14 protein-coding genes and 1 pseudogene are annotated in these 13,934 nt (G+C 61.3%); 9 read left to right on the forward strand and 6 right to left on the reverse strand.

Annotation, left to right across the window (positions count from 1 at the left end; translation table 11 throughout):
* Positions 1-118 precede the first annotated feature (118 nt).
* The 8 genes from rnd (at position 119) to AACX99_RS07760 (ending at position 7,952) form a co-directional block, all read left to right on the forward strand.
* Positions 119-1,252 (forward strand): ribonuclease D, encoded by a 1,134-nt coding sequence (gene rnd / locus AACX99_RS07725; protein ID WP_339410765.1) that lies wholly within the window; start codon positions 119-121, stop codon positions 1,250-1,252.
* Positions 1,249-1,542, forward strand: a complete 294-nt coding sequence (locus AACX99_RS07730; protein WP_170048768.1) for a YcgL domain-containing protein — start codon at positions 1,249-1,251, stop codon at positions 1,540-1,542. The genes rnd and AACX99_RS07730 overlap by 4 nt, the downstream gene beginning before the upstream one ends.
* 29 nt (positions 1,543-1,571) lie before the next feature.
* A complete protein-coding gene (locus AACX99_RS07735) occupies positions 1,572-2,504 on the forward strand; it encodes a D-2-hydroxyacid dehydrogenase (RefSeq protein ID WP_339411450.1) in 933 nt (310 codons plus the stop codon).
* Positions 2,505-2,737: 233 nt separating this feature from the next.
* Positions 2,738-3,187, forward strand: coding sequence for a YcgN family cysteine cluster protein (locus AACX99_RS07740; protein ID WP_160087331.1), 450 nt, complete (start codon positions 2,738-2,740; stop codon positions 3,185-3,187).
* A gap of 290 nt (positions 3,188-3,477) precedes the next feature.
* Positions 3,478-4,704 carry a hypothetical protein gene (locus tag AACX99_RS07745; protein WP_339410768.1) on the forward strand — a complete coding sequence of 409 codons (1,227 nt, stop codon included), beginning with the start codon at positions 3,478-3,480 and terminating at the stop codon, positions 4,702-4,704.
* A 49-nt stretch (positions 4,705-4,753) separates the two neighbouring features.
* Positions 4,754-5,638, forward strand: coding sequence for a LysR substrate-binding domain-containing protein (locus AACX99_RS07750; RefSeq protein WP_339410769.1), 885 nt, complete (start codon positions 4,754-4,756; stop codon positions 5,636-5,638).
* Between the two features lie 100 nt (positions 5,639-5,738).
* Positions 5,739-6,851 (forward strand): agmatine deiminase, encoded by a 1,113-nt coding sequence (gene aguA, locus AACX99_RS07755; protein WP_339410770.1) that lies wholly within the window; start codon positions 5,739-5,741, stop codon positions 6,849-6,851.
* 9 nt (positions 6,852-6,860) lie between these two features.
* Positions 6,861-7,952, forward strand: coding sequence for an extracellular solute-binding protein (locus tag AACX99_RS07760; protein WP_339410771.1), 1,092 nt, complete (start codon positions 6,861-6,863; stop codon positions 7,950-7,952).
* A 15-nt stretch (positions 7,953-7,967) separates the two neighbouring features.
* Here the strand turns inward: AACX99_RS07760 and AACX99_RS07765 are convergent, their stop codons facing one another.
* Both AACX99_RS07765 and AACX99_RS07770 read right to left on the reverse strand, forming a co-directional pair.
* Positions 7,968-8,438 (reverse strand): RNA methyltransferase, encoded by a 471-nt coding sequence (locus AACX99_RS07765; RefSeq protein WP_339410772.1) that lies wholly within the window; start codon positions 8,436-8,438, stop codon positions 7,968-7,970.
* Positions 8,439-8,613: 175 nt separating this feature from the next.
* Entirely contained in the window at positions 8,614-8,985 is a 372-nt protein-coding gene (locus AACX99_RS07770; protein ID WP_339410773.1) for a YajD family HNH nuclease, read from the reverse strand.
* Positions 8,986-9,110: 125 nt separating this feature from the next.
* On the opposite strand from AACX99_RS07770, the gene AACX99_RS07775 reads away from it, so the two are divergent.
* Entirely contained in the window at positions 9,111-9,407 is a 297-nt protein-coding gene (locus tag AACX99_RS07775; protein ID WP_339410775.1) for a hypothetical protein, read from the forward strand.
* Positions 9,408-9,418: 11 nt separating this feature from the next.
* Here AACX99_RS07775 and AACX99_RS07780 read toward each other — a convergent pair whose 3' ends face one another.
* The 4 genes and pseudogenes from AACX99_RS07780 to AACX99_RS07790 all read right to left on the reverse strand — a co-directional run bounded on the left by AACX99_RS07780 (position 9,419) and on the right by AACX99_RS07790 (position 13,879).
* A complete protein-coding gene (locus AACX99_RS07780; protein ID WP_339410776.1) occupies positions 9,419-9,892 on the reverse strand; it encodes a cyclic nucleotide-binding domain-containing protein in 474 nt (157 codons plus the stop codon).
* Positions 9,893-10,006: 114 nt separating this feature from the next.
* On the reverse strand, positions 10,007-11,002 hold the full coding sequence (locus AACX99_RS22165) for a methyl-accepting chemotaxis protein (RefSeq protein ID WP_445261853.1): 996 nt from the start codon (positions 11,000-11,002) through the stop codon (positions 10,007-10,009).
* A gap of 102 nt (positions 11,003-11,104) precedes the next feature.
* A pseudogene (locus AACX99_RS22170) lies at positions 11,105-11,695 on the reverse strand (Tar ligand binding domain-containing protein); the annotation flags it as partial.
* A 153-nt stretch (positions 11,696-11,848) separates the two neighbouring features.
* On the reverse strand, positions 11,849-13,879 hold the full coding sequence (locus AACX99_RS07790; protein WP_339410778.1) for a S9 family peptidase: 2,031 nt from the start codon (positions 13,877-13,879) through the stop codon (positions 11,849-11,851).
* Positions 13,880-13,934 lie beyond the last annotated feature (55 nt).

Raw genomic sequence — 13,934 nt, forward strand, 5'->3', positions numbered from 1 at the left:
GCCGGCCAGATTACAGGGTTCATTTGCATCTGTGATGCCCCGGGGGTAAATGGCCGGCAAATGCCCGGCACGGTGTCCGGGCATATATACTGCGCGGCATTCTTGATGGGAGAGCCGCGTGGCGATTGATATTCAGTGGATTGGTGATGACGCCAGCCTGGCGCAGCATTGTGCAGCCTGGCGCACGCTGGCGTTTGTGGCGGTCGATACCGAGTTTATGCGGGTCGACACCTTTTACCCGATTGCTGGCCTGCTGCAGGTCAGCGAAGGCGAGCGGGCTTACCTGATCGATCCGCTGTTGATCAGCGACTGGGCGCCCTTTGCCGAGCTGCTGCAGGACCCTGCCGTGGTCAAGGTGCTGCATGCCTGCAGCGAAGACCTGGAAGTCTTCCTACGTCTGACTGGCAGCCTGCCCACGCCGCTGTTCGACACCCAACTGGCGGCTGGTTACCTCAACCTGGGTTTCTCCATGGGCTATTCGCGCCTGGTGCAGGCGGTGCTGAATATCGAGCTGCCCAAGGGTGAGACCCGCTCCGACTGGCTGCAGCGGCCCTTGTCGGCCACCCAGGTCAGTTATGCCGCCGAAGACGTGTTGCACCTTGCTGAGGTGTATGCACAGCTCAAGGCGCAGCTGTCCGACGAGAAATACGCCTGGGTGCTGGAGGATGGTGCCGAGCTGGTCAACAACCTCAAACGCGAAGTCGATCCCGAGTTGGCCTACCGTGAAGCCAAGCTGGCCTGGAAACTCTCCCGGCAACAGTTGGCCGTGCTGAAAGCGCTGTGCACCTGGCGTGAAGGCCAGGCGCGCAAGCGCAACCTGCCGCGCAACCGGATTATCCGTGAGCATTCGTTGTGGCCATTGGCGCGTACCCAGCCGGACAACCTGGTGGCCCTGGCACGGATCGAGGACATGCACCCGAAAACCGTGCGCCAGGACGGCGAATTTATTCTGCAACTGATCAAGCAGGCGGCAGCTACCCCGGCTGAGGATTGGCCCGAAGCCTTGCCCGAGCCCTTGCCGCTGGAAGCCACGAGCCTGCTGAAAAAACTGCGCGCCATTGGTCAGCGCGAAGGCGAGCGGCTGAACATCGCCCCGGAGCTGATGCTGCGCAAGAAAACCCTCGAAGCCCTGCTGAAAACCGGCTACCCGAATGGGCCCTACCAGCTGCCGGAGTCGCTGCGCGGCTGGCGGCGTGAATTGATGGGTCAGGCGCTGCTTGATTGCCTGGCTGCAACCGGAGAGTCCGCGTGAAACGTATCTGCTCAATCTACAAAAGCCCACGCAAGAGCGAGATGTACCTCTATGTGCTGCGCAGCGATGGCCTCAAACGCGTGCCGGAGAACCTACTGCTGGCTTTCGGCCCGCCGGCCCTGGCCTTCGAGATGGTGCTGACCCCTGAGCGCGTTCTGGCTCGCGAAGACATCCACAAGGTGCTGGCCAACCTCGACGAGCAGGGCTACCACCTGCAGATGCCGCCACCGGAAGATGAATACATCGAGCATCTGCCGGACGAGTTGCTGCGCCGTAACGACCCGATGTAACTGCCATGCCCGCCACTGCGAATGCCCCACTGCGTGTATTGATTGGCGAAGCCGAGCACGCGCTGTATGCCGAACTGCTGCGCCTGCAGGCTCCTGAGCTTGAGCTGTGCGGCAGCGATCGGCCGGCCGAGTTGGCCAAATACGCGGCGAGCTGCCCGTTATGGCTGGGCCAGCCGGATCTGCTCGCGCCGCTGCTGCGCCAAGGCGCTAAACCCCAGTGGCTGCAATCGACCTGGGCGGGCATTACGCCGCTGCTCGCCAAGGACTTACCAACGGATTACGCGCTAACCCGCGCCGTGGGCATTTTCGGTCAGGTAATGGCCGAGTATGTGCTGTGCCATCTGCTGGCCCATGAGCGCCAGTTGCTGGCGCGTCTGGCCGCTCAGGTCGAGCAGCGCTGGGACAATCGGCTGCCGCGCAGCCTGGCCGGGCGCAAGGTACTGATCGTCGGCACCGGTGATATCGGCCTGAGCGTGGCGCAGTTTCTCGCACCGTTCGGCACCGAGCTGCTCGGCATCGCCAGCAGCCCGCGCCACCTGCCGCTGTTCCGTCAGGTGGCGGGGCTCGACGAGCTGCCGCGCCTGGTGGGCGAGGCCGATTACCTGATCAACCTGCTGCCGGATACGCCAGCCACCCGTGATGTTTACGACGCAGCGCTATTCGCCGCCTGCAAGCCCAGCGCGCTGTTTATCAATGCCGGGCGCGGTGTGGCGGTGGTCGATCAGGCGCTGGTCAGCGCCTTGCAACAGGGGCAACTGGCAGGTGCGGTGATTGATGTCTGCCGTGAAGAGCCGCTGCCTGCTGGCCACCCATTTTGGGATGCGCCGCGTCTGTTGCTGACCGGGCATAGCTCGGCGCCGACTGATCCGCGTCTGCTGGTGCAGCTGTTTGTCGATAATCTGGCGCGCTGGCAGGCAGGTTCTGCACTGCGTGGGCAGGTGGACTTTGCTCGCGGTTATTGATGTTTCTAGAATCTGTTTACGATCTCGCGAGCTAGAGTTCTGCAAGGCAAACACAGGTGAGGACGCGGAGTGTACGAGTTGTACATGAGCATCCGAACCTGTGTTTAACGCAGCAGGGCCGACGCGCAGCAGATCGTAAACAGATTCTCTAGACCATTCGGCTCGCCACCCTTGGCCGCCGCCGGCCCAGCCGCTAGACTGCCGGCCTTTTCGCCCCTCACCGTACCCTCGCCATGGCCGCCAAAGTCGAACCCTTCTGGAAACGCAAAACCCTCGAACAGCTGGATCAGGACGAGTGGGAATCGCTGTGCGATGGCTGCGGCCTGTGCTGCCTGCAGAAACTCGAGGATGAGGACGATGGCAGCGTGTATTACACGCGCATCGCCTGCAAACTGCTGGACCTGCAGACCTGCCGCTGCACCGACTACAGCAACCGGCGCAAATTCGTTGCCGATTGCATCCAGCTCACCCCGGCCCAGGCCGACCAATTCCAGTGGCTGCCACCGACCTGCGCCTACCGCCTGGTCAGTGAGGGCAAGGATCTGCTGCTCTGGCACCACCTGGTGTGCGGCGACCCGGAGCAGGTGCACAAACAGCGCATTTCCCAGGCTGGGCGCATGCTTAGCGAAAACAGCGTGGCCGAGGATGAGTGGGAAGATCATATGATCTTCCGCGCCGGCTGAGAGGATGTTTACAAACTACTGCGCTCGGCCATTCTGCGTTGAAATTAGCCTCAACAAACCGCTTGCGGCTAACGCGCTTTAGCGCGACCCGAAGGGCGAGTGAAACGAGTAATGCTCATGTACAACTCGTACACTCCGCTTTTTCGGCTTCTTGACCAGCCGGAGGCTGTTACTAACGTAGCGCCTTGCTTGGCCGTCGCTCGCTACGTTTGTAAGCATCCTCTGAACCTCGCCTGCAAATGCCAGCCTAAACTCGCCTGAACCATTCAATTGCACTGTGGAGCCTTGCCATGTTGATGCGCCGTTTGCTGCTGTCCGTTGTTTTGCTGAGCCTGAGCACGCCGCTATGGGCGAAGAAGGTCGATCTGGATTACCGCGTACGCTTTCTGCCAGACGCTGAGCAGGCCGAAGTCAGCCTGACCCTGGAAGACGGCGCGCGAGTGATCAGCCTGGCGTTCAACCTGGGTGAGCAGGGCGCCTACAGCGACTTCAAGGCCGACGGCGAGTGGACACAGAACAGCCCTGAGCAGGGCACCTGGAAACCGGGCAAAGGTAAGTCAACCCTGACTTACCGCGTGCGTATCAATCATGAGCGCAGCGCGGGACGCTTTGATGCGCGGATCACCAAGGACTGGGCTCTGTTGCGCGGGGATGACCTGGTGCCGGCGGTCAAGCTGCGTCAGGAAGATAAAACCGAGTTGGTCTCGCGTCTGCAATTCGACCTGCCCAAGGGCTGGAAGAGCGTCGAAACCGGCTGGCCGCGTATCGGCAAGAACAAATTCCGCATCGACAACCCACAGCGCAAGTTCGATCGCCCGACTGGCTGGATGGTGGCCGGCAAGGTCGGTACGCGCCGCGCCAAACTGGGTGAAACCGATGTGGCCATCGCCGCGCCAGTGGGCGAGGGCATGCGCCGTATGGATGTGATGACCCTGCTGACCTTTATCTGGCCGCATGCCCAGGAAGTGTTTCCGCGCGACCCGGCCAAGCTGCTGATTGTCGGCGCCGGCGACCCGATGTGGCGCGGCGGCCTGTCGGCCACCAATTCCTACTACATGCACAGCGCCCGCCCGCTGGTCAGCGAGAACGGCACCAGTTCCCTGGTGCACGAACTGGTGCATGTGTTCAGCCGGATCAAGACGCGTGATCGCAGTGACTGGATCACCGAAGGCCTGGCCGAGTACTACGCCATCGAGCTGATGCGTCGCGCCGGGGGCCTCAGTGAGGAGCGTTACCAGAAAATCCGCGAGCAACTGATCCGCTGGAGTAAACCGGTCAAAAGTCTGCGCACCGACGACTCCAGCGGCCCGGTGACCGCCCGCGCGGTGTTGCTGCTACAGGAGCTGGATCGGGAAATCCGCCAGGCCACCAAAGGCACCACCCAGCCGCGTTCGCTGGATGACGTAACCCGCGGCCTGATGCGCCTGGACAAAGCAACCACCCAGGATTTTATCGAGATCAGCGAAAACGTCATGGGCGGCGCCTCCGACGTGCTGGATAACAAGCTGTTGCGCTAGCCCCGCCCCTGGGTAAGCATGCGGCGCAGTTGCCGACCTGGAGCCCCGCATGCGCCGCCTACCGTCTCTCACTGCCTTGCGCACCTTCGAGTGCGCCGCCCGCCACGCCCACTTTGGGCGGGCGGCGGCCGAGCTATGCGTCACCGACAGCGCAGTCAGTCACCAGATCCGCCAGCTGGAAGAACAGCTCGGCACGCCGCTGTTTGCCCGCGAAGGGCGCCAAGTCGTACCGACGCCTGCCGCGCGGCGTTTGCTGCAGCGCTTGCAGCAGGCTTTCGAACTGATCGGTGAGGCGTGTGATGAGCTGCGCGATCCTGGCTCGCAGGCGGTGCTACGTATCGCGGTAACGCCCGAGCTGGCGCAGAAGTGGCTGGTCAGCCGGCTGGCCGACTTCAGCGACCGCTATCCGCAGATCACCCTGCATCTGCACGAACAGCCGCTGGAAGCCAGTCTGCCGAGCCCGGATATCGATCTGGCGATCACTTATGGCACCGGGCCCGAGGATGCCAGTGCCTACTTCGTGCGGCCGCTGCCGACCCTGCAGTTCTTTCCGGTGTGCAGCCCCAGCCTGTTCAACCAGGGTGGCCTTAAACATCCGCGTGATCTGGCCCGCCACGGCCTGCTGCACGATGATCAGGACGGCAAGACCTGGACCGCCTGGCTGACCACCCATGCCGGTGATATTCAGCCGGCGCGTCATCTATATCTGGGGCACGCGGGCCTGGCGCTGGAAGCCGCGGCGCAAGGGCAGGGCGTGGCCATGGGCGACAATCTCACCGCTGCCGAAGACTTGGCCAGCGGCCGTCTGGTGCGGCCGTTTAACGCCAGTGTGGCAGCGCTTGGGCAGTATGCGCTGGTCTGCGAACGCATTCGTCTGGAGAAACCGGCGGTGGCGAACTTCTTAGATTGGCTGGGTGATCACCTGGCTGACTGATGAATTGATTTCAGCTATTCCGCAATAATCGTCGTTGGAAGCCCGGCTAAAGCGCCGCGTACTGTGTGGCCATCTCCCCCACAGGCATAAGGTGCATTCGATGGCGCGTTCTCTGACTTCCCTCCCCAAAGCCGATGGCTTCCGTCTGCCCGGCGAATTCGAACTCAAGGCCGGCTGCTGGCTGGGCTGGCCGGAGCGTACCGACGTGTGGCGCAACGGTGCCAAGCCGGCGCAAAAGGTCTGGGTGGATATCGTCACGGCGATTGCCAGCAGCGAGTCGGTCACCGTATGCGCCTCGGGCAGCCAGTACGGCAATGCTCGTCGCCAGCTGCCGGCCCATGTGCGGGTGGTGGAGATGACCTGCAACGACACCTGGTTCCGCGACAGCGGCCCGGCCTTTCTGGTCAATGACGACAGTGGCGAGGTGCGCGGCGTGGACTTCGAGTTCAACGCCTATGGTGGCCTGGATGGCGGCTTGTATTACCCCTGGGACAAGGACGACCAGATCGCGCAGAAGATCCTCGAAATCGAAGGTTATGACCGCTACCGCGCGCCTTTTATCGCCGAAATGGGCGGTATCCAGACTGATGGCCAACGTACCCTGCTGACCACCGAGCAGTGCCTGCTCAACCGCAACCGCAACGCTCACCTGGGCAAGGACGAGATGACTCGTAGGCTCAGCGACTACCTGGGTGCCGAGCAGGTGATCTGGCTACCACGCGGCTGCAAGTTTGATGAAACCGACGGCCATATCGACGACCTGGCCTGCTTCGTCCGCCCCGGCGTGGTAGTGCAGCAGTGGACCGATGATCGCTCTGATCCGCAGTGGGAAATCTACCAGGAGGCCTACGACATCCTGCGCAGCACCCGCGACGCCCGTGGCCGCGCGCTGGAAGTACACAAGCTGCCGCAGCCGCGCGTGCTGGAGTGGACGGCCGAGGAGGCCGAGGGCCTGGATCAGGATGAATCCACCCACACCCGTCAGGCTGGGACGCAGATCTGCGCCTCCTATATCAACTATTACGCCGGCAACTCGGCCATCGTCGTGCCGTTGTTCAACGACCCCTGCGACCGCGTGGCTCAGGCCACTCTGGCCGAGCTGTTCCCCCAGCACCGCATCCTCGGCATCGACAATTCGCGGGAGATCCTGCTCGGTGGCGGTAACGTTGCCTGCATCACCATGCCGCAGTACGCCGCGCCCAAGCGCGCCTAGGAGGCTCTGATGAAAATGCATGTCAGTCTGTTGGCCTTGAGCCTGGCCGTGAGCGCGCAAGTGCTAGCGGCCGAAATTCCGAAGCAGGTCAATCTGTTTATCTGGGGCGAGTACCTGGCGCCGGACACCTTGAGCAGTTTCGAGGAGAAAACCGGGATCAGGGTGGTGGTCGACCATTTCGACTCGCTGGAAACCGTGGAGACCAAACTGCTTACCGGACGCAGCGGTTATGACCTGGTGCTGACGGCGGGTCAGCATCTGCAACGGGCGATCCAGAGTGGCGCACTGCAACCGCTAAACAAGGCCGCATTGCCGCATTTCAGTGGACTTGATCCGGAGTTCACCGGGCATATGGCTGCCTTTGATCCAGGCAATCGCTATGCCGGTTTGTATGTCTGGGGCACCACGGGTTTTGGCTATCAGCAGCAGGCCATCGCCAAGCGTATGACCAATGCGCCGACTGATAGCTGGGCAATGTTGCTCGATCCACAGGTAGTGGCCAAGTTTACCGACTGCGGGGTGAGTTTTCTCAACGATCCCAATGAGGTGTTCGCAGCGGCGTTCCGTTACTTGGGCCTGGATATCAACCAGCAGAGCCTGGAAGATCTGAAACTGGCCGAGGCGCATCTGGCCAAGGTGCGGCCGTCGATTCGCTACTTTGACAACGACCGTAATATCACCGATTTGGCCAATGGCGATACCTGCTTGGCGATGTCGTGGAACGGCAACGTCTCGATCGCCGCCGGCCAGGCGCAGCAGGCGGGCAAGCCCTATAGCCTGCACTACAGCATCCCGCGTGAAGGCACGCTGATCTGGTTCGATGCGATGGTGATTCCCAAGGATGCGCCGCACCCTGAGGCCGGGCTGGCATTGATGGACCACCTGATGACGCCAGACGTGATCGGCGCGATCACCAACAGCATCTACTACGCCAACGCGGTGCCGGCGGCGAATGCCACAGTCGATCCAGCCATCCTCGGCGACCCTGGCACCTACCCACCGGCCGCCGTGCGTGCGCAGCTATACACTAAAAACGACAACGCCAAGGCGTTCAACCGCGCATTGACCCGCGCCTTTAGTCGGCTCAAGTCGGGGTTGTAGCAGCTGGGTTACGGCCTACTTGAGACCAAGGCCGGATTTGGTGTTCAAGCCCTTGGCCATACGGTCGTAGAGCACCACATTGACGGTGGCGGCGAGGTTCATGCAGCCCTGGGTAGGGATGTAAATTACGTCCTCACACCAGTCGAGAACTTCCTTGCTCAGCGAGCCGTCTTCGGGGCCGAAGATGTAGATGGCGCGGTCGGGGTGGGTGTATTGCGGCAATGGTCGCCCACCTTCGACCAGTTCTACGGCGACCGGCGTACAGCCGATGGGAATGATCTGCTGCAGGTCTTCCACGCCAATCAGCGGAATATCCATGTAGATGCGCTGTGTGTCGGTAATAAAGTCGCGGGCACGGGCATAGCGTTTGCCGCTGTAGAACACCGAGGCGGCGCTATAGCAGCCGGCTGCGCGCATCACTGAGCCGACGTTTTCCGGGGATTTGGGGTTGAACAGGCCGATGCAGGCGTATCTCTTGTTGGCCACGGTGGCACTCGCACAGAATTTTCGAAGGGATGATTGAAGCCGCGCCAAGGGTGCGGGCGACAAAAAAGACGCGAGTATACCTGTATGGTAGCGAGCTGATTTTTTGGAGGAGTCAGCTTGCTGGCGATGCGACTAACCCGTAGATCGCCAGCAAGCGGGTTTCTAGAGGCTTGCGCTACTGCTTTTTCAGCCTTGCAGCCAGGTCGGCGAAGGGGTTATGGGTCGCCTGAGCAGTCTTCGGTGTGCTCAGCGAACCTTCGCTAAAGTACTGCTGGTCGGTGTAACGCGCATGTTCGTTGTCATGACAGTACAGGCATAACAACTCCCAGTTGGAGCCGTCCTGCGGGTTGTTGTCGTGGTTGTGGTCGCGATGGTGCACGGTCAGCTCGCTCAGGCGCTTACCGGAGAACTCGCGGGCGCAGCGGCCGCAGACGTGCGGGTACATTTTCAGTGCCTTGTCGCGGTAGCCTTCTTCACGCGAGCGTTGGGCCTCGGCGAGGATGCGATCAAGCTTGCCTGTGGCGGAAGTGGAGTTATTGCTGCTCATCTGGAGTCTCGTACGCTGGGGCTTTGCGATCAGTCTAGCCCTGCCGGCGGTCAGTGAGAACTGCCCATATGGCACTTAACGGCATAGCCGAGGCTCAAATCAGTAACTGTATGGGAGATAGACGTATGCGTCTGACCACTCTGCTGTTCGTTCTGATTACGTTAGCCAGTACTTCGCTGCTGGCTCAGCAATCGCCGAAAATGCCCGCTATTGCGCCTGCACCAGGCTCCCCAGGGACGGCCACGCCGCAGCCCTATCCGCCGACCGCGCCGCAGCATCTGCCTGCCCCATCCCGCAATAACCCACCGCTGCTCAAGCAGGCGCCGCAAGAGAGCAACCCGCTTCGCCGTGATCAAGATCTGCCGTTGCTGCGAGAACAGCGCGAGCGCAATGCGCAACCCGTGCCGAAAGCCGACGAGTGAGTTACAGGCGGCTAGAGCTGCTGCTCAACCAGCTGCCCATCGGCCATGCGCAAGCGTCGGGACATCGCAATGGCTATGGCGCGAATTACCTTGGCGGCGGTCTTCGGGGCTTCACCGAGCATCTTGTCCAGTGAATCCTTTGCCAGCATCAGCAGGCAGCAGTCACTCACGGCAATACAGCTGGCCGAGCGGCGTTCACCATCGAGTACCGCCATTTCGCCAAAAGCGCGACCCTTGCGCAGTTTGGCCAGTTCGATGGTTTCACCGCTGGAGTTGATCTTGCGCACCGATACCGCCCCTGCGTGGATGATGCACATAAAGGTGCCGGGGTCGCCTTCGCGGCAGATGCTTGCTTCTGGTGCGCATTTGCTGAGGTTGAAATAACCGGCGGCGCAGAGCAGCTCATTGGGCGTGAGGCTGTCGAGCAGGCCGCAATCGAGCAGCATGTCGCGGATTTCATCAATCAGTTGGGATTGGGCGGGCATGGACGGCAGCCTGGATAAACGTAGCGTGAGGTCAGTCGCATAGATTGACCTTAGCCGCCTGCCACTTGGCTCGCCAGCGCCACTCGCGACCTGCTGCCGAGTGGCCTGGACGGTCTAGAAACTGAAGCGCCGCATCACCCCTTGCAAGCGCCCGGACATGGCTTGCAGGGACTGGATGGCCTGGACGATGCCGCCTTGCGCGGCGGAGTTTTCTTCGACGATTTGCGCCACCCGCTCCACGCTCATAGCCACCTGTTCGCTGGCGGCGCGTTGTTCCTGCAGCGACAGCGAAATCACGCTGACGGCCTGCAGCGATTCATTCAGCGCCAGGCGAATTTCCGTCATTGAGCTCCCCGCCTGATCGACCAGCTGAGTGCCGATGATGACCCGTTCACAGCCAGCGGCCATGCTGCTTTTTGCCTTGTGCATGCCGCTGTGAATGGCCTCGACCAGGGTGATGATTTCAGTGGTGGAGTGGGCGGTGCGTCCGGCCAGGCTGCGCACTTCATCGGCGACCACGGCAAAGCCGCGGCCTTGCTCGCCGGCACGTGCGGCTTCGATGGCAGCGTTGAGGGCGAGCAAGTTGGTTTGTTCGGCAATGCCGCGAATCACGTCGACAATCGCGCTGATATTGCGTGATTGCGCGGCCAGGGTTTCGACATCCTGCGAGCTCTCGGCCACCAGCTCGGCGATCTTGTGCATTTCTGTGGTGGCTCGGGCCATCACCTGAATGCCCTCATCGGTCATGTCGCCGGCTTTTTTGGCCATATCGTAGGTTTGCTGAGCGTTTTCGGCGATATGGTTGATGCTCACCGCCAGTTGTTCAACGGTGGCAGCCATGGCCGACGCGGTATCGCTCTGCACGTTGGCGCTGGTCAGCACTTGCTCGGAGGAGGCGGCCAGTTGCAGGGTGGCGCATTCGATCTGCTCGGAGGCTTCGCCAATGTTGCCGATCATGTCCTGCAGACCACGGCGCATGCTCTGCACGGATTTCATCACGCCGGTCATCACCTGATTGCCCAGGCTTTTGCCACCACCTAGACGGCCTTCGGCGATGCGCGCGCTGATTTCCTCCAGCTCGCCGGGCTCGGCGCCCAGCTGCCGGCCCATCAGGCGAATAAAATACAACACCTGCGCCAAACCAATCAGCAGAGCAATCAGCAATACGCTGATGCTCAGGTTGAGGTTGCTGGCATAGGCGGCTTCACCCAGCTGGTATTGATGCTTGGCTTCAAGCAGTTGCACGTCGATCAGTTCGGCAAATTTCTCCGACAGCGGATCAATCAGTGGGTAGAGGCGCTGACTGGCAAAGGCGTCGATGGCTGCTTTATCGCCACGGTTGAGCAGGCTTTGCAGCTCATTCAGTGGTTGCCGGGCCTGTTGCATCAGCGGGTTGATTTGCTCGATCAGCTGGCTTTCTTCGCGGATTAGTTCGGTGGCCAGATACGCCTGCCAGGTTTCCTCGATCCGCACCTGGGCTTGTTCGATGAGCTGTTGCGCGTTTTTTTCATCCAGCTCGCCGCTGCGCGCCTTGTGGGTTGCATCGACGATATTGACGGCGTACAGGTCGGCAATCAGCTTGAGGTCGCGCAGCGGCACCACACGGTCGAGGTAAACCGTTTGCAGTCCTTTGACGGTGGCCTGCAAGCCATACAGGCCAAGGCCGCCGACGCAGAGCAGGCCGAGCAGCAGGCAACCGGAAAGCAGGAATAGGTGGGTTCTGATCTTCCAGTTTTTCATCACAGACCGTCCATGGTGAGCAGGCAGTTGAATGGGTGAGATAGCAGTACGCCAGCGTGTCATTCAGCCTAGCCGAACTTGCACGTCAGACAGGTTAAATCTGCATGAACGGTCAAGTAATTTTTCGCCCTAAACGTCCGCTGTTTAGCGCGAATTACTCTGAGCTTGCGCCGCTCCGTTAGCCCGCATAAGAACGTGCGGCAGAGCGGCGGGCTCTCAAACCAAGCCCAGTACCTTGAGGATAAAGGCGTATTCCAGAGCTGCGTCCTTGAGGGCCTGGTAGCGGCCGCTCATGCCGCCATGGCCGGCATCCAGTTCGGTTTTCAGCAGCAGCAGATTGCTGTCGGCTTTCTGCGCGCGCAGCTTGGCCACCCATTTGGCGGCTTCCCAGTACTGCACGCGGCTATCGTTGTAGCCGGCCACCGCAAGAATCGCCGGATAGGCTTGGGCTCGGACGTTTTCGTAAGGTGCATAAGCTTTGATCCGTTCGAACACCTCGGGCTGGTTGGGATCGCCCCATTCGTCGTATTCGGTGACGGTCAGCGGCAGGTCGGGGTTCTGCATGGTGTTGAGCACATCGACAAACGGCACCTCGGCGATAGCGGCAGCGAATAGCTCGGGGCGCTGATTGAGCACTGCGCCCATCAGCAAACCGCCGGCGCTGCCGCCGCTGATCACCAGCTGCTGCGCGCTGGTGTAACCCTGCGCGATCAGGTGTTCGGCGCAGGCGATAAAGTCGCTGAACGAGTTCTGCTTGTGTTCCAGCTTGCCGGCGCGATACCAGGCTTCGCCCAGCTCGCCGCCGCCACGCACATGGGCGATGGCGAAGATAAAACCGCGCTCCAGCAGACTCAGACGCGCATGGGAAAACCAGGGGTCGAGGCTTTCGCCGTAAGCGCCATAACCGTACAGATAGAGTGGGGCGGACGTGCCGAGCACATCGCGTTTGGCCACCAAGCTGATTGGCACCTGGCTGCCGTCGGCGGCTATAGCCCACAGGCGTTGGCTGACGTAGCTGTCGGCATCGAACGGCCCGAGTACCGGAGTTTGCTTGAGCACCACTTGCTCGCCCGTGGCCAGCTCCAGCTGACGTACCTGCGCCGGGCGATTGAGCGCTTCGTAGCGCAGGCGGATCGCGGGGCTGTCGAATTCCAGGCTGTCTTGTACATACAGGCTGTAGGCGGCGTCCGGTAGCTGCACGCGATAGGCCGCTTGCCCCAGCGGCTGCACTTCGATAATCGGCAAGCCGCCTTCACGCAGGCTAAGCACCAACGCTTGCTGATTAAGGCTAAAGCCTTCCAACATCACTTCTGGGTCATGGGCGCGTAGCAATTGCCAGTGGCTGCGGCTCGGCGCTGCTTCGCAGGCAGCGAACAGGGCGAAGTTGATGCCGTGTTGGTTGCTACGGATCAGCCAGCTCCACTCGCCATTCAGCGTGCCGTGGTCGACGTCATATTCGTGACCTTCTTCGCGCGGGGCCACACAGCTAAAAGCGGCTTGCGGGGTAGCAGCGTTCAGTACCCAGGCTTCGCTGGTGGTCTTGCTACCCAGTTGCAGAATCAGCTGGCGCTCGGAGCTGCTGCGATAGCAACTGAGGAAGAAACGGCCGTCGGGTTCATGGAACACCAGCTCGGCGCTATCTGTGCCGAGGCGGTGGCGATACAGCTTGTGCGGCCGGTGGGTGTCGTCCAGTTCGCCGAAGAACAGGGTTTGGCTGTCATTGGCCCAGGTCATGCTGCCATCGCATTCCTCGAACGGCAGCTCGATCAGGCTGTCGTCGGCCAGCTCTTTGACAAACAGCTGGTAAGTTTCCTCGCCGCTGGTGTCCAGGCTGTAGGCCAGGCGCTGGTGGTCAGGGCTGATGCTGAAGGCGCCGAGCGAGATAAAGCCACCATCGGCCAGGGCATTAGGGTCGAGCAGCAGCTGCTCGCTGGCCTCGTCGACAGTCAGCGATCCATCGGCGGGTTTGCGGCAGCGGTAATGCCGTGGGTATTCATCACCGGCTGTGGTGCGTTGGTAATACAGATATGGCCCCCAGGGCGACGGCAGGCTGAGGTCAGTTTCGCGTATGCGCCCCTTGATCTCCTGAAACAGTGTTTCGCGCAGTTGCAGTTGCTCCCTGAGCTGCTGTTCTAGGTAGGCATTTTCCGCCTTGAGGTAATCAAGCACCTCAGCGCTGTCGCGGTTTTCCAGCCAGCGATATGGGTCGGCAGCGTTGTCGGCGCGGGCGATAGGGGCGTGTAACATGAAACAACTCCTGTAGATGACGGCCGACAGCGGGGACGCCGAAGAACCTGTGCAA

Origin of the sequence: Pseudomonas sp. EA_35y_Pfl2_R5, assembly GCF_963970805.1 — a bacterium.
Lineage (GTDB): Bacteria > Pseudomonadota > Gammaproteobacteria > Pseudomonadales > Pseudomonadaceae > Aquipseudomonas.

Bases quoted from the DNA above. Each gene is read 5' to 3' on its own strand.
- AACX99_RS07740 (WP_160087331.1), top strand. From the start codon at position 2,738: ATGGCCGCCAAAGTCGAACCCTTCTGGAAACGCAAAACCCTCGAACAG.
- AACX99_RS07745 (WP_339410768.1), top strand. From the start codon at position 3,478: ATGTTGATGCGCCGTTTGCTGCTGTCCGTTGTTTTGCTGAGCCTGAGC.
- AACX99_RS07750 (WP_339410769.1), top strand. From the start codon at position 4,754: ATGCGCCGCCTACCGTCTCTCACTGCCTTGCGCACCTTCGAGTGCGCC.
- aguA (WP_339410770.1), top strand. From the start codon at position 5,739: ATGGCGCGTTCTCTGACTTCCCTCCCCAAAGCCGATGGCTTCCGTCTG.
- AACX99_RS07760 (WP_339410771.1), top strand. From the start codon at position 6,861: ATGAAAATGCATGTCAGTCTGTTGGCCTTGAGCCTGGCCGTGAGCGCG.
- AACX99_RS07770 (WP_339410773.1), bottom strand. From the start codon at position 8,985: ATGAGCAGCAATAACTCCACTTCCGCCACAGGCAAGCTTGATCGCATC.
- AACX99_RS07775 (WP_339410775.1), top strand. From the start codon at position 9,111: ATGCGTCTGACCACTCTGCTGTTCGTTCTGATTACGTTAGCCAGTACT.
- AACX99_RS07780 (WP_339410776.1), bottom strand. From the start codon at position 9,892: ATGCCCGCCCAATCCCAACTGATTGATGAAATCCGCGACATGCTGCTC.
- AACX99_RS22165 (WP_445261853.1), bottom strand. From the start codon at position 11,002: ATGGGCCGGCAGCTGGGCGCCGAGCCCGGCGAGCTGGAGGAAATCAGC.
- AACX99_RS07790 (WP_339410778.1), bottom strand. From the start codon at position 13,879: ATGTTACACGCCCCTATCGCCCGCGCCGACAACGCTGCCGACCCATAT.